Origin of the sequence: Butyrivibrio sp. MC2021 (genome assembly GCF_000621605.1) — a bacterium.
Lineage (GTDB): Bacteria > Bacillota > Clostridia > Lachnospirales > Lachnospiraceae > Butyrivibrio.
In genome coordinates this window covers 79,248-101,919 of the sequence record NZ_JHXX01000003.1, presented here as the reverse complement: position 1 = coordinate 101,919, position 22,672 = coordinate 79,248, and the positions used below count along the sequence as shown (strand labels likewise).

Annotated in this window: 14 protein-coding genes; 13 read left to right on the top strand and 1 reads right to left on the bottom strand. The window is 48.2% G+C overall.

Annotated elements, in window-relative coordinates:
* Window positions 1–443: 443 nt before the first annotated feature.
* From T359_RS0108535 to T359_RS19800, 12 genes are all read left to right on the top strand, one after another.
* Window positions 444–1,520 carry a galactitol-1-phosphate 5-dehydrogenase gene (locus T359_RS0108535; RefSeq protein WP_026517111.1) on the top strand — a complete coding sequence of 359 codons (1,077 nt, stop codon included), beginning with the start codon at window positions 444–446 and terminating at the stop codon, window positions 1,518–1,520.
* An 83-nt stretch (window positions 1,521–1,603) separates the two neighbouring features.
* Window positions 1,604–2,383: a glucose-1-phosphate cytidylyltransferase gene (rfbF, locus tag T359_RS0108530; protein WP_026517110.1), complete on the top strand. Its 780-nt coding sequence runs from the start codon at window positions 1,604–1,606 to the stop codon at window positions 2,381–2,383.
* Between the two features lie 6 nt (window positions 2,384–2,389).
* The gene (locus tag T359_RS0108525; RefSeq protein ID WP_026517109.1) at window positions 2,390–4,225 is read left to right on the top strand and encodes a thiamine pyrophosphate-binding protein; all 1,836 of its coding nucleotides are present in this window, start codon (window positions 2,390–2,392) and stop codon (window positions 4,223–4,225) included.
* A 344-nt stretch (window positions 4,226–4,569) separates the two neighbouring features.
* Window positions 4,570–5,538, top strand: a complete 969-nt coding sequence (locus T359_RS19815) for an Rpn family recombination-promoting nuclease/putative transposase (RefSeq protein ID WP_051545153.1) — start codon at window positions 4,570–4,572, stop codon at window positions 5,536–5,538.
* 272 nt (window positions 5,539–5,810) lie between these two features.
* Window positions 5,811–6,050 (top strand): hypothetical protein, encoded by a 240-nt coding sequence (locus T359_RS0108515; RefSeq protein WP_051545151.1) that lies wholly within the window; start codon window positions 5,811–5,813, stop codon window positions 6,048–6,050.
* A 72-nt stretch (window positions 6,051–6,122) separates the two neighbouring features.
* Window positions 6,123–14,849: an InlB B-repeat-containing protein gene (locus T359_RS0108510; RefSeq protein ID WP_026517107.1), complete on the top strand. Its 8,727-nt coding sequence runs from the start codon at window positions 6,123–6,125 to the stop codon at window positions 14,847–14,849.
* A gap of 169 nt (window positions 14,850–15,018) precedes the next feature.
* Window positions 15,019–15,513, top strand: a complete 495-nt coding sequence (locus tag T359_RS19810) for a hypothetical protein (protein ID WP_035784073.1) — start codon at window positions 15,019–15,021, stop codon at window positions 15,511–15,513.
* Between the two features lie 60 nt (window positions 15,514–15,573).
* Window positions 15,574–16,299 carry an alpha/beta hydrolase gene (locus T359_RS0108500; RefSeq protein WP_197027075.1) on the top strand — a complete coding sequence of 242 codons (726 nt, stop codon included), beginning with the start codon at window positions 15,574–15,576 and terminating at the stop codon, window positions 16,297–16,299.
* A 108-nt stretch (window positions 16,300–16,407) separates the two neighbouring features.
* Window positions 16,408–17,982, top strand: a complete 1,575-nt coding sequence (locus T359_RS0108495) for a glycoside hydrolase family 28 protein (protein WP_026517105.1) — start codon at window positions 16,408–16,410, stop codon at window positions 17,980–17,982.
* Between the two features lie 61 nt (window positions 17,983–18,043).
* A complete protein-coding gene (locus T359_RS0108490) occupies window positions 18,044–19,018 on the top strand; it encodes a pectinesterase family protein (RefSeq protein ID WP_026517104.1) in 975 nt (324 codons plus the stop codon).
* Window positions 19,002–19,643, top strand: a complete 642-nt coding sequence (locus T359_RS22145; protein WP_242839068.1) for a ribonuclease domain-containing protein — start codon at window positions 19,002–19,004, stop codon at window positions 19,641–19,643. Before T359_RS0108490 ends, T359_RS22145 begins: the two co-directional genes overlap by 17 nt.
* Window positions 19,644–19,680: 37 nt before the next feature.
* Window positions 19,681–19,959 carry a barstar family protein gene (locus T359_RS19800; protein ID WP_035784071.1) on the top strand — a complete coding sequence of 93 codons (279 nt, stop codon included), beginning with the start codon at window positions 19,681–19,683 and terminating at the stop codon, window positions 19,957–19,959.
* A gap of 32 nt (window positions 19,960–19,991) precedes the next feature.
* Here T359_RS19800 and T359_RS0108475 read toward each other — a convergent pair whose 3' ends face one another.
* A complete protein-coding gene (locus T359_RS0108475; protein ID WP_026517103.1) occupies window positions 19,992–21,134 on the bottom strand; it encodes a glycoside hydrolase family 88/105 protein in 1,143 nt (380 codons plus the stop codon).
* A gap of 223 nt (window positions 21,135–21,357) precedes the next feature.
* On the opposite strand from T359_RS0108475, the gene T359_RS0108470 reads away from it, so the two are divergent.
* Complete coding sequence (locus T359_RS0108470) at window positions 21,358–22,650, top strand: M18 family aminopeptidase (RefSeq protein ID WP_051545148.1); 1,293 nt, start codon at window positions 21,358–21,360, stop codon at window positions 22,648–22,650.
* The last annotated feature ends 22 nt before the right edge of the window (window positions 22,651–22,672 follow it).

Here is a 22,672-nt window from a genome sequence, read left to right as displayed (position 1 = left end):
CCTCCCAGGGGCTTGATGCAGCCCGGGGGATGCAAGGTGTTGGCGGGAGTTCAGTCCGGGCTACCCGGCGGGCTTTATCGCGCCATGAGAGAATGAAAATTATTCGCTTCGTCCTAGTCCGGCTTTCCCCGGATGGTGGGTTGTCGCACCATGTGAAAATGCAAATATACTCGCATCGTTCCCACCGGTGATTCAGGGCACTTCATCTGTCCGGAGGGCCTCATTTCTCGTTGCTCAGAACAATCGGCCCTCCGTCCATCTGAAGTGCTCCTGAATCATCCGATGTGCCCGAATGTCTCGCAATTTACATTTCCACATGGCACGCCAACCCACCATCCGGGTAAAACCTCACTGAATAGAGGTGAAAAATTGGGCGTTTCGAAGTAAAATATACTTAAATACGTTTATTATTTTTCCTCATAAAAGGGAGCATCCTCAACAATATGAGAGCACAGATACTCTATGGCATAGGGAACCTGAAATATGTAGAAATGGAAGCGCCGTCGCCCCGTCCGGGGGAGGCGCTTGTTAAGGTTGCGGCCAGCGGCATCTGCGGTTCCGATGTTTCGAGGATATACAAGACCGGGGCCCATAACATGCCACTGATTCCGGGACATGAGTTCTCCGGGGTGGTGGAGAGATGCCCTGATAAGCCTTCTCTGGAGGGCAAAAGAGTGGGTGTTTTCCCGCTGATTCCCTGCAAGTCCTGTCCTCAGTGCAAAGAGAAGCACTATGAGATGTGTCAGAGCTACGACTACCTGGGATCTCGCCGTGACGGCGGCTTTGCGGAGTATGTCAGTGTTCCGGTGTGGAATCTTGTGGAGCTTCCGGAGGAGATATCCTTTGAAGAGGCGGCAATGCTGGAGCCCATGTCCGTGGCGGTTCATGCCATGAGACGTTTTTATCTGGACAAAAAAGACGATATCGTCATCTGCGGTCTTGGCACCATCGGGCTGTTCCTGGCCATGTTCATCAGCGATGCGGGCTATGACAGGCTCTGGTTTGTTGCCAATAAGGATGTTCAGATGAGTAAGCTCATAAATATGGGCTTTCCCGAGAATCATATCTGCGATGTGAGATACGGGGATCCATATAGATTTATCATGGATAAAACCGGTGGAAAGGGAGCGGACGTATACTTCGAAGCGGTTGGCAGACCTGAAAACTACGAGCAGGCCATCAGATGCGCAGCCCCCATGGGGAAAGTAGTATTGGTGGGCAATCCCGCTGCAGACATGAATCTTTCCAAGGACACCTACTGGAAGATCCTTCGGAATCAGATAGACATCACCGGCACCTGGAACTCCTCCTATCTGGGAGATGAGGGCACATCCTGCACCGACGACTGGAAATATGTTCTTGAGCGCCTCAGGGCCTGGAAAGATGGTTCTTCCGAGAACGGTTTTTCCCCGGAGGACCTCATAACCCACAGACTGTCCCTCTCGGAAATCCCCACGGGCCTTGACATCATGAAGCGCAAGTCCGAGGACTACATTAAGATAATGATAAATGCAGGGTGATTATCCTGCATTATTTGCGATGAGCCTGCGCTTTAAGTATAATTAATAGGAAATAATAATTTTTTATATAGAAGGAAAACAAAATGAAAGTTGTAATCTTAGCCGGCGGCTTTGGCACCAGGATCAGCGAGGAGAGCCATCTTCGCCCCAAGCCAATGATCGAGATCGGCGGAAAACCCATACTTTGGCATATCATGAAGGAGTACTCCTACTGCGGTTTCAATGAGTTCATCATCTGCGCAGGCTACAAGCAGGAGATCATCAAGGAGTATTTCGCCAACTATTATCTTCATAACTGCGATGTCACCTTTGATTTCACCGACAGCGGCAGGATCGAGTACCACTCCCAGAAGGCGGAGCCCTGGAAGGTCACTGTGGTGGACACCGGCTACAGCACCATGACCGGCGGACGTATCAAGAGGATAAAAGAGCACGTTGGAAACGAGACCTTCTTTATGACATACGGCGACGGGGTCTGCGACCTGGACATGAACGAGCTTCTTAAGTTCCACAAGTCCCATGGCAAGATCGCTACCGTGACCGCGATTCTTGCGGGCCAGAGATTCGGCGTTTTTGACATAGATAAGGAAGACGATTCCGTGGTTCGGGACTTCAGGGAAAAGGCCAGCATTGACGGAGCCAGAATTAACGGCGGCTACATGGTTCTTGAGCCGGGAGTCTTTGATTACATCGAGGGAGACGGAACCTTTTTTGAAAAAGAGCCTATGCACGACCTGGTTCGTGACGGTCAGATGGCGGCCTACAAATACGACGGTTTCTGGAAGTGCATGGATACCGCAAGAGAGCGGGATGAGCTCTCGGAGCTGATAGACACGGGGCGCGCACCCTGGATTAAATGGTAAGAGATTATGAGAGTTTCTGATTATATTGCAGATTTTTTGGTAAAAAAAGGCGTCACCGACTGCTTCATGGTAGTAGGCGGTGGCGCTATGTATTTGAATAATTCCTTCGGACACAAGGAGGGGCTTAAGTGCACCCACTTCCATCACGAGCAGGGGGCTGCCATTGCGGCGGAGAGCTACTCTCGTTTTGAGGGAAAAGTGGCTGTTCTTAACGTGACTTCCGGCCCGGGCGGCACCAATGCCATAACGGGAGTCCTTGGAGGCTGGCTTGATTCCCTGCCTATGTTTGTGGTGAGCGGCCAGGTGAGGTACGACACCACGGTGCGATATTGGGAAAAAATTACGGGAAGCACCGAGCATACCTTGAGATCTCTGGGAGATCAGGAATATGACATAACCAAGATGACCGGCAACATCTGCAAATATGCGGTGATGCTGGAGGACCCTGCGGATATCAGATACCATATGGAGAAGGCCTGGCATCTGATGAATACGGGAAGGCCGGGGCCTGTCTGGATCGATGTTCCTGTGAATTTCCAGGCTGCGGAGGTGGAGCCTGAGAGCCTTAGAGGGTTTGTGCCTGAGGAAGGTCATGAGGTGACCCTGAATCTCGGGGCTGCGGCTCTTGAGGTTTTTGAGGAGATAAAAAAGGCTGAGAGGCCTGTTATCTACGCGGGCGGCGGAGTCAGGATCTCAGGGGGATTTGAGACTTTCAGGAAAGTTGTGGATAAGCTGGGAGTTCCGGTGTGTACCTATTGGAATTCCATTGATCTGATTGAGGATGAGCATCCCCTGTACTGCGGCCGAGGCGGCAATATGGGTGACAGAGCCGGGAACTTTGCGGTTCAGAATTCGGATCTTTTGCTGGTTCTGGGAAGCAGGCTCTCCATCAGGCAGGTGGGCTACAACTGGAATACCTGGGCCAGAGCTGCCAAGGTAATTATGGTGGATATCGACCCTGCGGAGATGGACAAGCATACGCTGCATGTGGATAAGAAGATCTGTGCGGATGTGAAAGAGTTTTTGGAAAAGATGGAGATTCTCTGCGAGGATGAGATCTCGGAGACCGGGGAGAAGTATGTATTTGCCGGAGATGACTGGAGAAATCAGTGCATCAGGTGGAAGGAAAAATATCCGGTGGTTTCCGATGAACAGCGCTTTACAGGGAAGGAGCCGGTTAATGTATACGGCTTTATCAGAGAGCTGTCGGAGAAGCTCCCTGGGGAGAGCCTTTGCGCTGTAAGTAACGGAGCCTGCTGTGTGGCAGGGCACCAGAGCTGGTGCGTGAAAGAGGGCAGCAGATTTATCATAAACAATGCGGTGGCCAGCATGGGCTACGGACTTCCGGCGGCCATCGGTCTTTGCAAAGCTGCGGGAGATAAAGAGACCATTTGCCTTGAGGGAGATGGCAGTATAATGATGAATCTTCAGGAGCTTCAGACCATCATAACCAACAAGCTTCCTGTGAAGATCTTCCTTATAAACAATGACGGATATCATTCCATAAGGCTAACTCAGAACAATCTTTTCAGTGAGTTCTCCAAAGTGGGAATCGGCCCCGAGAGCGAGGATCTGGCCTTCCCGACCTTCAGGAAGATTGCGGAGGCCTTTGGATATCCTTACATCGCAATACATACGGGAGACGACCTGGAGGGCAAGCTTGCGGAAGCACTCAGGACCGCCGCCCCGGTATTCTGCGAAGTCTTCACAGACACCACCCAGGTCTGGGCACCCAAGAGTTCAGCCCGCCGGGAACCGGACGGCTCCCTCACCAGCCCTCCTCTGGAGGACCTGGCGCCCTTCCTCCCCCGTGAGGAGCTGGCCGAAAACATGTATATTTGAGTCCTCCCGGACGGGCAAAACTGCCGAAAGGGTGAGGGGCTTGCAGCAAGAAAAATTTCGTCATAACCCATCGGGGATTTATGGCACCGAAATTTTTCTTACTGCAAGCCCCTGCCCTTTCGGCAGTTTTGCCCTGTGCGTTTCAAAGAACCTTCTTGAAGAACCCCTCCACCTGTAGTACAATAGCGACAGCGTTTTTGTCTAATTTTAATCTTGTGAAAGCTGTCTGATTCTCAGACGGTTATTTCCTATATTGTTGTTTGTGTGAATAAAGGATAAAGAAGAACTCTAGAATGCTAACTTGCTAGGAGAAAAATTACTAAATATAATAAAGGAGAAATATATTGAGCGATAAAAACACCGTTTCACATGATTACATGTCAGACAAAAAGAACTTTGCTGACATTTGGAATTATTACATCCATGGCGGAAGACAGGTTATTAAGCCCGAGGACCTGGTTGATAAAGATCCTGTCGAAGAAGCTGTCATGAAAAAGTTCAAAACAATTGTTACTGCCCAAAAGTATAGGGATATACTTAAAGGTGTGACCATAAAAAGCGATGGACGCAGAGTCTATGCGATTCTGGGAATCGAGAACCAGTCAGATATCCATTATGCTATGCCCGTAAGAAATAGTCTGTATGATGCATTGGATTATGCAGCGCAGGTTACAGAAATAGCCAGGCAGAATAGGAAGGCGAAAAAAGCTAAGAATTCAGCGGAGTTCCTGTCAGGCTTTACCGAGAAAGATAAGTTAATACCGGTAATTACACTGGTAATTAACTGGGGCGATAAGAAATGGGATGGTCCGGTCAGTCTTTTAGAGATGATGGATGACCTAGATCCGGATTTGGCGCCATTTGTGAATGATTACCGGATTAACCTTGTAGACCCACATACAATTGAGGATTTCGATAAGTTTACTACAGAGCTGGGAGATGTATTTGAATTCATTCGAAGACAGAATTCGGATAAAGACCTTCAGGCGATGCTGGATAAGAAAGGTCCAAACTGGGGCCTTGCACCTGAGTCGGTAAATGTGATTAATACTTTTACCGGAGCCAAAATCTCGTTAGATGATAAGGAAGGAGACAAGATCATTATGTGCAAAGGTATTGAGATGATGATTGAAGAAGGAAGAAAAGAAGGTAGAAAAGAAGGAAGAAAAGAAGGTAGAAAAGAGGCATTAAAAGAAGGTATAGAAGGTGCTGTTAATATTCTGCGTGGGCTCGGTCAATCTGATGAGGAGATTGCTGCTGCAATTTGCAGGCAGTTTGATCTGAAGCCTGAAGAAGCCAAGAAGTATATGTAAATAATGTAATTGACGCTTCACGGCCGCCGGTGCAAGGAACTGCATCGGCGGCCTTTCTTTTTACGGTGGCAGGCACCATCCGGAATCCGCCCCATCTGCCTGCCTCAAATTCGTCCTATATCCAACAAATGGAAATCAACGAAAACGTTTGCTTTATATATTGGTTAGGAAGTTCATGTTTGTTTAATCATAATGGGACGTTATTTTTGTATTTTATGATGTTTTTCATGATTGTATTTTTTATATCATAAACACATGAAAGGAAATTGCCTATGGGAAGAGGATTGAAAAAAAGCAATACTCCATTTGGAACCAATAAGAAAGGCACCTTCATAATAAAGCTCAGGGAAGACCGGAAAGGCACCTGGCAGGGGAAAATCATATGGGCGGAGACCAACGAGATACAGCGATTTCGAAGTGGCCTTGAACTTATAGCACTTATGGATGATGCGATCAACAAAGAAAACTTAATAGCGGAGGAACAGGGGGACGACAACGAGGTAACAGCTTAACAAAAACAAACATAACCGGTTAAAGAATCTGTAACTGTCAACAATAGCAAACCTTGTGAGGAGGAAATGCTTATGTTAAGAAAAATCAACAGAACACTTGCATATCTTCTTTCATTCGCGCTTGTGATGTCAACCTTCGGACATGATTTCACTAGTTTCACGTCTATAGCAGCTGATGAAGAATTTGAACAGGAAACAGAAAACCGTGAAGAATCCCGGGAAGCGGAAGCTCCACAGGAAAGTGCTGAAGAATCAAAGGACAGCGCTCCCGAAGAGAGCTACGAAAGCGGCGACCAGGGCGGCGAAGAAAGCTATGATGAAGGCCAGAACGAAGAGCCTGAATATCAGCCGGAAGAGCCTCAGGAAGAACAGCCTGAAGCACCTCAGGAAGAGCAGCCCCAGGAGCCCGAAGCTCCCGCAGAGAATCCTGAAAATCCCGAAGCCCCCGCAGAGAATCCCGAAACTCCCGAAGCTCCTGCAGAGACTCCGGAAGCCCCTTCAGATGAAAGCGGCGAAGGCTCAGGAGAAGAGGCAGCACCTCCTTCCGAAGAAACAGAAGACGAGGCAGGAACAGCTTCTTCAACCGATGAAGAGAATACAGAAGGCGCAGCAGAGGCCAGCTCAGAAGCATCCGTAGAGGACGAGGATGCAGCAGCATCAGCCTCCAGCTCAGCTCCGGATAAGGATAAAGAAGAGGAAGAAAAAGAAGAAAAGATCAACATGCCGGAAGCAGACTTCTTCGGAAGCGCAGGCGGAATGAACGTCAGTGCCCACGCTGACGAGGGAGCATTCCCCGAAGGCACAGAGATGGTAGTATCAGCCATCTCCGCAGGCGAAGCTCTTGACGCAGCAGTGGAAGCCCTTGGCGAAAACGTAACAGAGGCCATCGGTGTTGACATCTCCTTCAGATATGAAGAGCAGGAGATTGAACCCGCCAATGCAGCAGCGGTTCACGTAAACATCTCCCTTTCATCATCCCTTGACGGCGACAGCTTCAGCGTAGTCCACAAGGATGACGACGGATCAGTTGAAAAGATCGCAGATGCCTGTGCAGACGGTGCATCCTTCGAAACCGGTTCATTTTCAATATATATCGTTGCAGGTGAGGGAACTTCCTCCGATGACAACGCAGAAGAACAGATATATGCAACAGCAACCTACAATTTCTACAACGGCGAAACACTGGTAGACAGCCAGGTAGTTAAAAAGGGCGACACCCTTATAGAGCCCGAGATGCCTACACTTTCAGATCACCAGGTATTCCACGGATGGTTTATCCGCGGCACCACCACAGATCAGAAGCCTCCTTACGGAGTTATCGAAAGCGTTGTAGCAAATGATGTCATAAATGTAGACGCCCGCATCGAGACAACTTTTTACCTTAAGTTCGTAGGTCCCGGCGGCGAAACGATCCAGACCAAGAGCAAGGTTGTTATAGGCGATGAACCTGCCATGATCTCAACAGCAGGCGTTACCGCCAACCCCGTTCTTGAAAGACAGGCCTTCATAGGATGGACAAAGTATGTAGATGAAAGAACAGATCTCACAGTAGCTGATAAAAGAGAAATAGCAACATCCTTTGATGCAAGAGAAGTCAGCGAAGTTTACGCAGTATTCAACACAGCACACTGGATCACCTTCGACGGAAATGACGGCGGAGCAGGCGGCGGTGCAACCTATACCGCTCCCGTATATGTCCTTCAGGATGAAAAAGCAAGTGATAAAAAACCCCAAGAAGATCCTACCCGTAAGGGATATATCTTCGGCGGATGGTACACAGATCCCGGCTGCGGAAACGCAAGCAGATTTAACTGGAATCAGTACCTGGAGACAGACATTACTCTTTACGCAAAGTGGACAGTTAACGCAAATAACCCCTATACAGTAGTTATCTGGGAACAGAGAGCATCCGATGAAGTTGATGCTTCTCCCAAGACCTACGATTTTGTAGAGAGTCACCAGTTATCAGGCCCCACCAATGCAACCATAACAAAACAGATGATAAATTCCTATCTTGGCTCAAGAGGCGACGGCTTCAAGGATGCAAGATACGAGATAGTAAAAGGAAACACCGGCGAAACCACCACAGTGATCCGCGATAAGGGCGACACAGTAGTAAATGTATACTACGACAGAAAAACCTTTACATTAAAGTTCAAGGAACATACATATTCACAGAGCAACGTAAAAACGATCACAGCTCTTTACGGACATGTTATTACAGACCAGTTCCCTATCGACAGCACAGGTTCACGTTGGAAACCCCATAACACAAACCTTTACTCAGAGGTTCTGGTGGTCATCAACCTGATGCCTGCACAGGATATCACTTTTACAAGAGATAATTCAGATGCCGGCCTTAAGTACATGATCTTCAACGTTGAAAAACTGTACGAGGACGGATATGAAGTAAGAAAAACCGTTTCTGCCAATTACAATTTCATCACTGAAAAAGAAGACTACATCGATCTTGAGGGCTTTAGCAAGCACCACACAGATCCGAAATTCGTAAACGGAAAAGCACTTAACGGAAACAATGACGGAAATACCATCAACTTCTATTACACAAGAAAGAGATACAACATCTCCTTCATGAACGACACCGAAGAAGTGAAGCTTATAACAGGTATTCCTTATGAGATGCCTCTTTCAGGCTATGAGGCTCAGGCTCCTACAGAAGCTGAAATGCCTAAGATAACAGGCTTTAAGTTCATAGGCTGGTACGTGGATACCAACGGACAGAAGGCCTTTAACTGGGATCAGACAATGCCCGCCAACAACCTGGTGGCACATGCCTACTACAAGCCAATCGAATTTACCGTTGACCTGGATCCCAACGGAGGCGAATATGACGCAGGTACACACTTTACACTGAAATACATAAAAGAGACAGGCAAATTTGAGGAAGTCAGCAGAGAAACCCTTTATACCAATGCCCACAGAGACGGCTACGATCTGGTTGGATGGTTCTGGAACGACGGAACTAACGAACCTTACTCCTTCGGACAGCCCACCAAGAATATCCGGCTCATAGCAAAGTGGAGAACCAAGGGCCAGGTAAGGATCATATATGAAGTAGGACCTAACGGACAGGGCCCTGCACCCACAGATTCCTATCTGTACTCACCCAGCTCCTGCGTAGTAGTTAAAGGTGCAGTAACTCCTAAGGAAGGCTACACATTCCTGGGATGGAGAATAAAACTCGATACCAGCGGAAGAATCTATTATCCCAATAACTGTTTCGAGATCGTTCCCGAATATGTAGAGGGAGCCACAGGACCTGAGGAGATCAAGAACGTAAGACTTGAAGCGATCTTCGAAAAGGCCGGAACAGACACCGTAACAAAGATCACCTATAAGCCAAACGGCGGCGACGGAGCCGACATCGAAGTTGTAGATCTTAAGATAAACCAGAGCATCACAGCCCTTACAGCAGAGGGATGCGGATACACAAAGGAAAATTGCGTACTCCTTGGATGGAGCAGAAAATCAGACGCCACAACTCCTGAGATAGCTCTTGGAGCAGTGATCGCAGCAAACAACCACGAGCCTCTTCCTAACGTACTCTACGCAGTATGGCAGGTAAACAAGATAAGCTACACCATAAATTATTACAGAGGCACACTGGCAGCAGAGAACCTTATAGATTCCGTAGTAAAGGATCCCGTAGAGCTTGGTTCAGAAGAAGCTAAGATAACACTTTCAGAAGCTGACCTCAACGCAAAGAAGCCCGCAGGCTACAGAGACGGTGAGCAGCAGGGAAGCAAGCCCTTCATAGTAACCGAAGCAGGACCTAACATCATCAACGTAGTTTATCCAAGAATCAGCCTTAAGGTAACCATTCAGGGCAACACAGGAACATTTACCTATAACGGAACAGAGCATACAGTCAGCGGATATGAAGTAGTAAGTATCCTTGATGAGAACGACGATCCCGTAAGCGACTTCACAGCAGCAAACGTAGCACTTAAGAGCGGCGTAAATGCCATAGCAAAGAGAACAGAAGCAGGAACAACCCAGATGGGTCTTTCATCCGCCAGCTTCACAGCAGTTGGAACAGGATACAGCGATGTACAGTTCTTCGTAACAGACGGTAAGATCACCATTAGCAGGGCCGGCGCAGTTACAGTAACCATCGTAGGTCACAGCAACAGCGCAGTTTACGACACCGCAGAGCACACAGTAAGCGGCTATGAAGTAACTATCAGCAATCCTCTTTACACAGAGAGCGATTTCACAGTTGACGGCGAAGCGATTGCAAAGAGAACTGAAGTGGGAACCACCAACATGGGCTTGGCACCTTCCAAGTTCCATAACTTAAGCTCCAACTTCACCAGCGTAAACTTCAACGTAACAGACGGTTATCAGACCATCACTCCTATAAACGTAACAGTAACCATCAAAGGTCATAACAGCACAGTAGTATACGACGGAGAAGAGCACAGCGTAAGCGGCTACGACGTAACTATCAGCAATCCTCTTTACAAAGAGAGCAATTTCACCTTCACAGGAACAGCACTGGCAAAGAGAACCAACGCAGGAACCACCGACATGGGTCTCAAGGCAGAGCAGTTCACCAACAACGCAGCCTTCGCAAAAGTAACCTTCAACGTAACCGACGGCCACATGAACATCACTCCTATCGAGAGCGTAACAGTAACCATCACAGGTCACAACAACAGTACAGATTACGACGGAGAAGAGCACAGTGTAAGCGGCTACGACGTATCCTTCAGTACCTCCAAGTATACAGAAGCAGATTTTACCTTCACAGGAACAGCCATAGCAAAGAGAACAGCTGCAGGAACAACCCAGATGGGTCTTGAAGCATCAAAGTTCGAAAACAATAGCCCTAACTTCAAGACAGTAACCTTCAACGTAACCGACGGTTATCAGACCATCAATCCTATAAATGTAACAGTAACCATCACAGGTCACAACAACTCAGCAGTTTATGACGGAAACGAGCACACAGTAAGCGGCTACGACGTAGAGACCAGCAACATTCTTTACAAAGAGAGCGATTTCACCTTCACAGGAACAGCCATAGCAAAGAGAACAGCTGAAGGAACCGAGTACATGGGACTGACAGCGGACAACTTCAGCAATGACAATAGCAATTTTGCCACAGTAACCTTCAACGTAACCGACGGCTACCAGACCATAACTCCTGTGGGCACCGTAATAGTAACCATCACCGGTCACCACAACACAGCTGCCTACGACGGACAGGAGCACAGTGTAAGCGGCTACGACGTAACTACCAGCAATCCTCTTTACACAGAGGCGGACTTCACCTTCACAGGAAACCAGCTGGCAAAGATGACCAACGTAGGAACCGATTTCATGGGTCTTACAGCGGACAACTTCACCAATACCAGCAGCAATTTCGCTACAGTAACCTTCAACGTAACCGACGGTTATCAGACCATCGAAGCCATAAACGTAACAGTAACCATCACAGGTCACAGTGATACAAAGGTTTACGACGGACAGGAACACAGCGTAAGCGGCTACGACGTAGAGACCAGCAATCCTCTTTACAAAGAGACTGATTTCACCTTCTCAGGAACCAAGGTGGCAGCAAGAACCGATGCGGGAACCACAGACATGGGACTTAAAGCATCACAGTTCGCCAATAACAATACCAATTTTGCCACAGTAACCTTCAACGTAACCGACGGACACATGGTTATCACTCCTATCGAGATCGTAACGGTAACCATCACGGGTCACAACGACAGCGCAGACTACGACGGAAACGAACACAGTGTAACCGGATATGACGCAGAGTACAGCACAACTCTTTACACAGCAGCTGACTACACCTTAACCGGAGAAGCAGTTGCAAAGGGAACCAATGTAGGAACCACAGACATGGGACTTACAGCATCCAGGTTCGAAAACAAGAGTGCTAACTTCACCACAGTAGTATTCGAAGTAACCGATGGCCACATGACCATCAATCCTATCGATGTAACAGTAACCATCACAGGTCACAGCGACAGCGTAGCCTACGACGGAGAGGAGCACAAAGTAACAGGTTACGACACAGCATTCAGCACCAACCTTTACACAGCAGCTGACTTCGACTTTAGCGGAATGGCAGAGGCAAAGGGAACTGAAGTAGGAACCACAGACATGGGACTTACAGCAGATAAGTTCACCAACAAAAATGACAACTTCGCAACCGTAACCTTTGAAGTAACCGACGGCCACATGACCATCAATCCTATCGATGTAACAGTAACCATCAAGGGTCACAACACCAAAGTAGCCTACGACGGAGAAAAACACGCAGTAAGCGGCTACGACGTAACAATCAGCAATACCCTTTACAAAGAAGCATACTTCACCTTCAGCGGAACAAAGGATATAGAAAGAACTGAAGTAGGAACCACCAACATGAACCTGGCAGCAGATCAGTTTGCTAACACCAATAACAACTTTGGAACCGTAACCTTTGAAGTAACCGACGGCTTCGTAACCATCGATCCTATCAATGTAACAGTAACCATCACAGGTCATAAAAACGTAACCAACTACGACGGTGAAGAGCACAGCGTAAGCGGATATGACGTACAGATCAGCAATCCTCTTTACAAAGAGAGCGATTTCACCTTCTCAGGAACAGCCGCAGCTGCAATAACCGACGCCGGAACCCGGAATATGGGCCTTGCATCAGACCAGTTTACCAATAACAACGACAACTTCGGCACGGTAACCTTCAACGTAACAGACGGCTTCCAGACCATCGAGCCCATAGACGTAACAGTTACAATAACCGGTAACTTCACAACAGCTACCTACGACGAAAAAGAGCACAAGGCAGAGGGCTACAAAGCAGAGTTCTCAAATACTCTTTACACAGAAGACGACTTCGGATTCGCAGGAACAGCAGTTGTAGCAAGAACTGAAGTGGGAACCGACTACATGGGACTGGATGCATCACAGTTCACCAACATCAGCGGCAACTTCGCTACAGTAACCTTCAACGTAACAGACGGCTACGTAACAATAGCAGGTGTTGATGATGTAATAGTAACCATCACAGGTAAGCACGACACAAGAAACTACGACGGACAGGAGCACAGCGTAAGCGGCTACGACGTAGAGATCAGCAATCCTCTTTACACAGAAGATGACTTCGGATTCTCCGGAACAGCAGTAGCAGCTCAGACCGACGTAGGAAAGACTCAGATGGGTCTTACAGCAGATCAGTTCAGCAATACCAACAGCAACTTCACCGGCGTAACCTTCAACGTAACAGACGGTTACCAGGAAATCCTTTCGACTCCCGTAACAGTAACAGTTACCGGACATAGGGATACAAGAGATTACGACGGAGCAGAGCACAGCGTAAGCGGATATGACATCGAGACAAGCAACCCGATGTATCTGGCAGGCGAGTACCTGACCTTCACAGGAAATGCAGAAGCATCAAGAAAAGAAGCAGGAACATCCTACATGGGACTTACAGCAGCTCAGTTCGAAAACAGCAGCGAGAACTTCAAGCCCGTAACAGTAAACGTAACCGACGGCTACCAGCAGATCAATCCTAAGGCAGTTGTCATCACAATAGTCGGTAACTCCGCAACAGTAGAATATAACGGAAAAGAGCAGAGCGTAAACGGATACGACATGACCATCCCCGCAGGCGTAGACATCACCAGAAACGAAGTTAAGTTCGCCGGCAGCGCATCAGCATCAGGAAGCGCAGTAGGAAGCTACAAGATGGGTCTTAACAAGGATCAGTTCAGCGTATCCAATCCTAACTACAGAGTAACCTTCGCAGTAACAGACGGTGTTCTCACCATCACAGGCCCCGGATCAGGATATTCGATCACCATCACATCCGACTCCGATGAGCAGGTTTACACCGGTGAAACCTTCGGCGGCTACGGCTACACAGTAAAGGCCGGCGAACCCGTCAACACAAGAGCAGGCTTCCTGGCAGCAGCACCTTCAGAAGGCGACAAGGTTACAGTTAACGGAGCAACCTTCACAGTAAGCGGAATTTCAGTAGATACACAGGCAAGAGACGTAGGCGAATATGATGTAGAGATCATAGGAGAGCCGGTAGTAAAGGATTCCTTAGGAAATATAGTAACCGACCTGTTCGACATCACAATGGTTACAGGAAAACTGGTAATCTCTCCTCTCGAGATCACATTGACCTCCGGATCAGCCACAAAGGCATATGACGGAGAAGCTCTTACAAACGAAGAAGTTACAGCAGAACCCGGCTGGGGCATCGGCGACGTGGTAACCTACAACGTAACAGGAACCCAGACAGAGGTTGGAAGCAGCAAGAACACCTTCGAAATAATAGCTTCCGAAGACATCCTTAAGAACTACACAATAACAATGGTAGAGGGAGACCTGGTAGTAACCGAGGCAGAGGAAACAGAGAATCCTGAGGAGCCCGAAAATCCTGAGGAGCCTGAAACTCCTTCACCTGCACCTACACCAAATCCTCCTTCACCTGCACCAAATCCTAATCCTACACCTACTCCTACTCCCGGCCCCGGACCTGCACCGGAACCCGCAGTTATAGATGACACACCTACACCTCTGGCAGACACACCGGCAGCTATAGTTCCTACAGCACCTGCAGCAGGAGTTCTCGGAGCAAGAAGAGAGACCACAGGCGCAGCAGTTCTCGGAGCAAGAAGAGGAAGAACTGACGATGAAACCAACAATACTGCAAGAGCATTTGCTATAATAGTAGCAGCAGCTGCAGCCCTCGCTCTTATCATCAAGGGAAAGATGAAAAAAGAGGAGGAAGAGGAATCATAAGAAATATCTCTAAGGTTATAGGATATTAAACATACAGGAGGGCGGCTGCTTACAGGGCAGCCGCTTTTCCTTTTTAAATTTAATGCATTAAGTAGGGAGAACGCGTTATAATATGTTATATGACTTTGAGGAGTTTTTGAAAAAACAATTAATTGCCGGGGGATTTAGCATGAGCGAAGCAAAACAGATGCTTTTTGCCAGAAATCTGATCTGCGTATGCATCGACGACAACCAGAATACTGACTATCAGGGCCAACTGTGGCACCAGTATTCCGATGATCCTATATCTTTTAACGGAATTTATGACATGCTGATAAGCGCCGACAAACTGTACGACGAGTGGGATTTTCCCCAGAGGAGTCTTGAGAGAAGAGAGTTCGGCAGAGGGGAGCAGGAGGATCACAGGGACAAGGGCTTTCCCAAACAGCAGGATGACAGCGACGAGCTGGCCATCGACAGAGTTCAGAAACAGCACGGCACCAGAAACATCCAGGGTAAAAAGGGCCGGATGGGAACCTTTATCATTCAGGTTGCCTTCAGACAGCACGCAACCTGGCAGGGACACGTGATATTTGTGGAGAAAAACGAGAGAAAAGACTTCGAGAGTGCCATGGAGCTGGTCAGAATTATTGACGGAGATTTGAACACAGAATTTAAATTTTAGAAAGTGGTGTTTATTTTGGGAAAATTTAAAAAAGCGAAAAAGATTTTACGGTGGGTGCTGTTGGGGGCGTGCATTATCCTGGTGGTAGCTGCCGTTTGTTTTAAGATCTATACCCGCAATTACTACAGGGCGGACTCTACCTTTATAGAGGGCTATGAGGCCGATTTCAACGGAGCTGTGCACACTTATTCAAATAAGGACGCCTCCGTGTTTATCCCCACCGGAGAGGAAGCCGGGGCGGTAATTGTTTTCTATCCCGGAGGCAAGGTTCAGCATACTGCCTACAGCGCCCTTATGTGCGAGCTGGCATCAAGAGGTTACATCTGTATCCTGCCCAGAATGCCTGAGAATCTGGCATTCCTCAATATAGGTGCTGCTGACAAGCTTCTGGACGGTATGGATGCGGAAAAAGAAATGGCCAAGGACATGGACTGGTACCTGGCAGGCCACTCCCTGGGCGGGGTTGCGGCTTCCGTTTATCTTGGAGACAATGTGGATAACTACGCAGGAATCATTCTCTGCGCATCCTATACAACCACAGATTTCTCGGGAACTGATTTGAGACTTCTTTCCATTTACGGTGATCAGGACAAGGTCCTCAATATGGATGGCTACAATGAAAGTAAGTCCCGTTGGCCCGCAGATTCTGAGGAATATGTTATCGAGGGCGGTATCCACTCCTACTTTGGAAGCTACGGAATCCAGGAAGGCGACGGCGAGCCTGCCATCACCAACGGCCAGCAGATCAGACAGACTGCGGATATTATCTCAAATTGGATTGGATGATAAAATCATCATTTTTTGATTCATTTTTTTTAGAGAAATTATAAGAATTATTTGGTATCATGTAGATGTAAGAGGTTACATCTACATGATTTTTTATTGGAGGTTTTTATGAATTTTAAGGTTGTAAGAGTTTTTAACAGAAGCGTGACCATAGAGCTTGAGTCTGACAGCATTTTTAAGCAGGACCAGACCTTTGAAGTATATATAGACGGAGCCAGGAAGCTTGAATCTGAGAGAAATGTCGTTACTGTTTCAGGACTTCTTCCGGATACAGAATATGAGATCAAGGTTGTGATGGCAGGGGAGGAATCCTCACAGAAGTTCACCACCAAGCACGAGTCAGTGCTCCTTGATGTTACCAAGTTCGGAGCAAAGGGCGACGGAGAAACATCCGATACAGCCGCTATTCAGGCTGCCATCTGCGCCTGCCCCAAGGAGGGTACTGTTTATCTTCCTGCGGGAACATATTATTCCACAGCACTTTTCCTTAAGAGCGATATGACCCTGTGGATCGACGAGGGGGCAACACTTCTGGGAGATACCGACAGGAATCACTATCCTCTTTTGCCTGGAATGACCCTTTCCACCGATGAAAAGAGCGAGTACAACCTCTCCAGCTGGGAGGGCAACCCTCTTACCAGCTATGCATCCCTTATCACAGCCATCGATGCCGAGAACCTGGATATCATCGGCCCCGGAACCATCGACGGCAACGCCGGCAATTCCGACTGGTGGGTCAATGCCAAGGTGAAGAGAGGTGCCTGGAGACCCAACACCATTTATCTTTGCAGATGTAAAAATGTGAATGTTCAGAACCTGATAGTTCAGAATTCACCCTGCTGGACAGTGCATCCCTACTACAGTGACGACCTGTCCTTCCTTAACCTTCTTATATACAATCCTTCGGATTCACCCAATACCGACGGCCTTGATCCCGAGAGCTGCAGCAATGTTCTGGTTCTTGGAACCGTTATCTCCGTTGGAGATGACTGCATGGCCATCAAGAGCGGCAAGTACTACATGAGCCTTATGCACCACAAGGAGACCGACGGCATCTTTATCAGAAACTGCAAGTTCGAGAGGGGCCACGGCAGCGTAACTGTGGGCTCAGAGGCAGCAGGCGGTGTGAGAAACGTAAGGGTTTCACAGTGCATTTTTGACGGAACAGACAGAGGCCTTCGCATCAAGACAAGAAGAGGCCGCGGAGAGAGATCTGTTCTGGATGATATCCTTTTTGAAAATATCGATATGTCCGGAGTTCATATGCCTTTCACCGTGAACATGTTCTATTTCTGCGATCCCGACGGACACAGCGACTATGTTCAGAATCAGGCTCCCGCTCCTGTGGACGAGATGACACCAAGCATCGGCTCCATCACAGGAAGAAACATGAACTGTAAGGGGGTAAGTGCCTGCGTACTGTGTGCTGTGGGCCTTCCTGAGATGCCTATCGGCAAGCTTACCTTCGAGAACGTGGATGTTTCCTTCCTTCCCGAGAGCGAGAGAATTCCGGAGCGTCCCGTTATGATGGATAACTTCGATGAGATGAGCGGACGCAGCATCTATGCTCAGAATGTGAAGAACCTGGTGCTCAAGAACATGACAATTGCCGGTGCCGCTGACAAGGAGCCGGAGCTTAAGAACGTGGAAAATACCAGCTTTACAGAGGTTAATTACAAATAAAAGTGACGGCTCCGGGAGGCAAACTGCATTCCGGAGCCTGACATCTATATGAGGTATAATTATGTTAGAAATATGTGTTTCTCAATCTGACGGTGATTTTTCTTCTATCACAGAGGCGGTTCAGGCTGTGCCTTATGATACCGAGGCGGTTATCCGCATAGGTGAGGGCGTCTTTACCGAGAAGATTTTTTCTGAGAAAAAGAATATTACCTTCATCGGTGAAGGCCCTGACAAGACAACCCTTGAATACGGCGACGGGGCCTTTGATGAAATGCCCGACGGCTCCAAGCGTGGGACCTTCAGATCCTACACAGCTTTTTTTGCCGGAGAAAAATGCGTTGTAAAAAACATGACCATCAGAAATACCGCGGGAGACGGACGAACCGCAGGCCAGGCTCTGGCTGTGTATGCGGATGCGGACCGCTGCTATTTTGAGAACGTGAGGCTGGAGGGAGCCCAGGATACGCTGTTCATGTCGCCCCTTCCGGATACGGAGAGGCAGAAGAAGGGCTTCATGGGGCCCAGGGTCATGACCGGAAGAAAGCTCACGAAGCAGTATTACAAAAACTGCGTGATCACCGGGGATGTGGACTTTATCTTTGGTGGCGCGGATGCGGTCTTTGATGACTGCACAGTTATCTGCAACAACAGAAACGAAGCCATAAACGGCTATATCACTGCTCCCTGCACCAGGAGCGATAATCTTGGAATGGTCTTCAGGAACTGCCTTATAAAAGGGGCAGAGGGGTGCGAGCCTGAATCGGTATTTCTGGGAAGACCCTGGAGAGAAGAGGCCAAGGCGGTGTTCCTTAACTGCACCATGGATGAGACTGTTTCAAAGAAGCGCTTTTCCGGCTGGGGAGGCGTTGACAAGGACGAGCCCCTGACTTTCTACGGAGAGTACGGAACTGTGGATGAAAAGGGAAATGCGATAGACCTTTCCGGGAAGAATCCCTGGGTTAAGGATATTGATGAGGCACTGGCCGGTGAAATAAATAAGAAGGCGGAGGAAATAGCAGATGAATTCCGCAGTTAAGAGATTTTTCAGGAAGGGCGGTCTATGGATCGCCCTTGTGCTGATGCTATGCCTGGTGGGATGCCAGAGGACCAAGGCGCCGGCGCCGGCCCAGGTACCGCCTGGGAATGCCGCTGCAAGCGCGACGGAAACGGCAGCGGAGCTGGTTTCCTTCGACAGCGCGGTAGCGCTTGTGTCGGAGGACAGCGGAGGCGAAGCGGCCGCGGAGAGCGCAGCCTCGGAGCAGACCACAGAAACTGCTCCATCGGTTGATTCCACCTCGCCACCGGAACCTGAGACGGCGTCCATCCCGGAGGATGGCACCTACAACAGCAAGGATGAGGTGGCGCTATATATTCACACCTATGGAAAGCTTCCTTCCAATTTCATCACCAAGAAGGAAGCCAAGAAGCTGGGCTGGACGGGAGGAAATGTTGAGGACTACGCTCCCGGGAAATCCATCGGCGGAGACTACTTCGGCAACTACGAGGGGCTTCTTCCGGAGGACAAATCCTACCACGAATGTGACATAGATACCCTGGGAAAGAGCAGCAGAGGAGCCAAGCGAATAATATACTCCGACGACGGCTATATCTACTACACCGGGGATCACTACGAATCCTTTGAACTTCTATATGAACCTTAATGTTCTGTGAATTAATCCGAATTGGAAAGGATTGACTATGGAAGAAAAAGTCTTTTATTTAGACCTAACAGAAGTTACCACAAAAGAAGAGCTGCAGGAGCTTTTGGCTAAAGAGCTTCCGGTGCCTGAGTATTATGGAAAGAACCTGGATGCATTGCATGATGTTTTGACAGATGGAGCTGAGGGTTGGAATTTGATTTTCTATAATACGAGAAGAGCTGCGAGGCTTTTGGGGAAATATTACGACACACTTATGCGCCTCTGTGATGAGGCCTGCGAAGAAGCAGACAATCTGCAGATAAGATTTTACCCGTGAAAAAAGGTGGGCTAATTAGCCCACCTAAATTTTTATCCTCTTCTAAGCATCTCCGTATACAACAGAATCAGCGGAGCAACACCCTTAGCTTCATTCTCAACCACAGGCTCTGAGAAATAGTACTCCAAAGAGCCATCTCTGTGCTGAGGACCGCCAAGACCAGCCACCAGGCAGATGCCGCCCAGCTTCGGTGATCCGTCTTCGTTTCTTGAAAGATACTTCTCTGTGATGCCGTCGAAGGCCTTCACAGCCATCTCTTCATATCTCTTGGGGAGATATCCCAGGCGCACGCCCTTAAGAATACCGTAAGCGATAAGGGCTGTTCCGGAGGTCTCAAGGTAGTTTCTCTCATCATCTTTTTTATCCACAACCTGATAGAACATGCCGCTCTCATCCTGGAAAGGAACGAGGGCATCAGCCAGGTTCTTAAGCATTGTCTGAAGATATCTGTACTCGTAGTACATGGACTCGTCCATGGCCTCTGCTGTATCAACCAGGGCTACGGTGAACCAGCCCAGGGCTCTGAGCCAGAAGTTGGGGCTAAGGCCTGTCTCCTTGTCAGCCCAGTACATCTCGCGGCTCTCATCATAGCCGTGGAAGTAAAGACCTGTCTTAGGATCCTTCATAAGCGCCTCAACGTTCTTGAACTGCTTGAAAGAATCAAGGCAGCCCTGCATCTTGTTGAAGCGGGTCTCATACTCCATATAGAAGGGCTGAGCCATGTACATGCCGTCAAGCCACACCTGATAGGGGTAGATGTTCTTGTGCCAGAAGTTGCCGGCCTTGGTGCGGGGCATGGTGTCAAGCTGTGCCCTTACTGTGTCCATGGCCTTTCTGTACTTCTCTTTTCCTGTGAGCTCGTAAAGCTTGAAAAGATTCTTGGATGGATTGATATTGTCGAGATTGTACTCCTCAGTGCTGTATGTTTTGATAGAGCCGTCTTCCTGAACGAACCAGCCTACAAACTTATCAGCAAAATCCAGATATTTCTTGTCCCCTGTCATGTCATAGAGGGACAGTACGCTGGTGATCATGCAACCGTCAATATAGTTCCACTTGTTGGGTTTGCCACCGAGCACGTGCTCAATATTCCACATGGGATGCTCCGCATCGGAGTTTGCCAGCAGATAATCCACATATTCGCTGAGCATTTTGTAGGTTTCTTCTCTTGTCATAAAAACAACCTTTCTGATAATTTAGGATTAACAAAAAATTTCTATAGAATACTGTAAGAATCGAAATGTAAGTGCTTTCATAATAACATATCAAAAAGGTTTTACCAACAGTTTTTTGTAATATCCTTAACAGTTTTTTATTTGGATGACAAAGCCCCGCAAATGTTGTAGAATTTCGGAAGAAAAACATTCGTTTTTTTAATGAATTCAGATGAGGAAAGATATGGCTAAGAAGACTACTAATACTTATGAAGGCGTAACCGGAAGAATGTTGGATTTCATCGATGAGAGTCCCAGCTGCTTCCACGTTATCGATAATCTTAAGAAGAGACTTTTAAAGGAAGGCTTTAAGGAGCTTAAGGAAACCCAGGCCTGGAAGCTTTCAGCAGGAAAATATTTTGTTACAAGAAACGATTCATCAATTATTTCTTTCAAGATTCCAAAGAAGGATTTCGCCGGCTTTAACATGATTGCCAGCCACAGCGATTCTCCTTCCTTCAAGATCAAGGAAAATCCCGAGATGGCCGCAGCAGGCGCTTATGTGAAGCTCAACGTTGAGAAATACGGCGGAATGCTCTGCGCAGAGTGGTTTGACAGACCTCTGTCCGTGGCCGGAAGAGTTATAGTTTCCGACAAGAAAAACGGCATCGCCACCAAGCTTGTTTACGTAGACAGAGACCTTCTGATGCTGCCCGCTCTTGCGATCCATATGAACAGAGAGGCCAACGACGGCTACAAATACAATGCACAGGTTGATATGCTTCCCGTTCTGGGAGATGCTTCTTCCAAGGACAAGTTTTTTGAAATAGTTGCAAAGGCAGCAGGGGTTAAAAAAGAGGACATCCTGGGCCACGACCTGTTTTTGTGCAACAGAGTAAAGCCCACAGTCTGGGGCGCAAACAGCGAGTTCATCGCCAGCGCAAGACTGGACGATCAGGAGTGCGTATACACCACCTTCGAGGGCTTCCTTGCGGCAGAGCCCAAGGATAACTGCAGTGTTCACTGCGTATTCGACAACGAAGAGGTGGGAAGCACCACCAAGCAGGGCGCTGCTTCCACATTCCTCAAGGACACTCTTGAGAGAATAAATTACAGCCTCGGAAGAGACCTTGAGCAGTATCACACCGCAGTGGCAAACAGCTTTATGGTTTCCGCAGACAACGCTCACGCAGTTCATCCCAACTACGCGGAGAAGGCAGATCCTGTGAACCGTCCTGTTATGAACGGCGGTATTGTTATCAAATTTAACGCCAACCAGAAGTACACCACCGACGCTGTTTCTGCAGCCAGATTCAAGAATTTCTGCAACAAGGCGGGAGTTCCTTTCCAGACCTTCACCAACAGGTCCGATATGGCCGGCGGCTCCACACTGGGCAATATTTCAACCCAGCAGGTGGCCGTAAGCACAGTGGATATCGGCCTTGCACAGCTTGCAATGCACTCACCCTACGAGACAGCGGGAAGCAAGGACCCTGAGTATCTGGCTAAGGTTTCACAGGTTGTTTTTGAGAGTTGAAAAAAGTCGTTTGAATCTATAT

What these genes read in the sequence shown, in the direction of transcription:
- T359_RS0108535 (WP_026517111.1), top strand. Translation starts at nt 444, where the DNA reads ATGAGAGCACAGATACTCTATGGCATAGGGAACCTGAAATATGTAGAA.
- rfbF (WP_026517110.1), top strand. Translation starts at nt 1,604, where the DNA reads ATGAAAGTTGTAATCTTAGCCGGCGGCTTTGGCACCAGGATCAGCGAG.
- T359_RS0108525 (WP_026517109.1), top strand. Translation starts at nt 2,390, where the DNA reads ATGAGAGTTTCTGATTATATTGCAGATTTTTTGGTAAAAAAAGGCGTC.
- T359_RS0108515 (WP_051545151.1), top strand. Translation starts at nt 5,811, where the DNA reads ATGGGAAGAGGATTGAAAAAAAGCAATACTCCATTTGGAACCAATAAG.
- T359_RS0108510 (WP_026517107.1), top strand. Translation starts at nt 6,123, where the DNA reads ATGTTAAGAAAAATCAACAGAACACTTGCATATCTTCTTTCATTCGCG.
- T359_RS19810 (WP_035784073.1), top strand. Translation starts at nt 15,019, where the DNA reads ATGAGCGAAGCAAAACAGATGCTTTTTGCCAGAAATCTGATCTGCGTA.
- T359_RS0108495 (WP_026517105.1), top strand. Translation starts at nt 16,408, where the DNA reads ATGAATTTTAAGGTTGTAAGAGTTTTTAACAGAAGCGTGACCATAGAG.
- T359_RS0108490 (WP_026517104.1), top strand. Translation starts at nt 18,044, where the DNA reads ATGTTAGAAATATGTGTTTCTCAATCTGACGGTGATTTTTCTTCTATC.
- T359_RS22145 (WP_242839068.1), top strand. Translation starts at nt 19,002, where the DNA reads ATGAATTCCGCAGTTAAGAGATTTTTCAGGAAGGGCGGTCTATGGATC.
- T359_RS19800 (WP_035784071.1), top strand. Translation starts at nt 19,681, where the DNA reads ATGGAAGAAAAAGTCTTTTATTTAGACCTAACAGAAGTTACCACAAAA.
- T359_RS0108475 (WP_026517103.1), bottom strand. Translation starts at nt 21,134, where the DNA reads ATGACAAGAGAAGAAACCTACAAAATGCTCAGCGAATATGTGGATTAT.
- T359_RS0108470 (WP_051545148.1), top strand. Translation starts at nt 21,358, where the DNA reads ATGGCTAAGAAGACTACTAATACTTATGAAGGCGTAACCGGAAGAATG.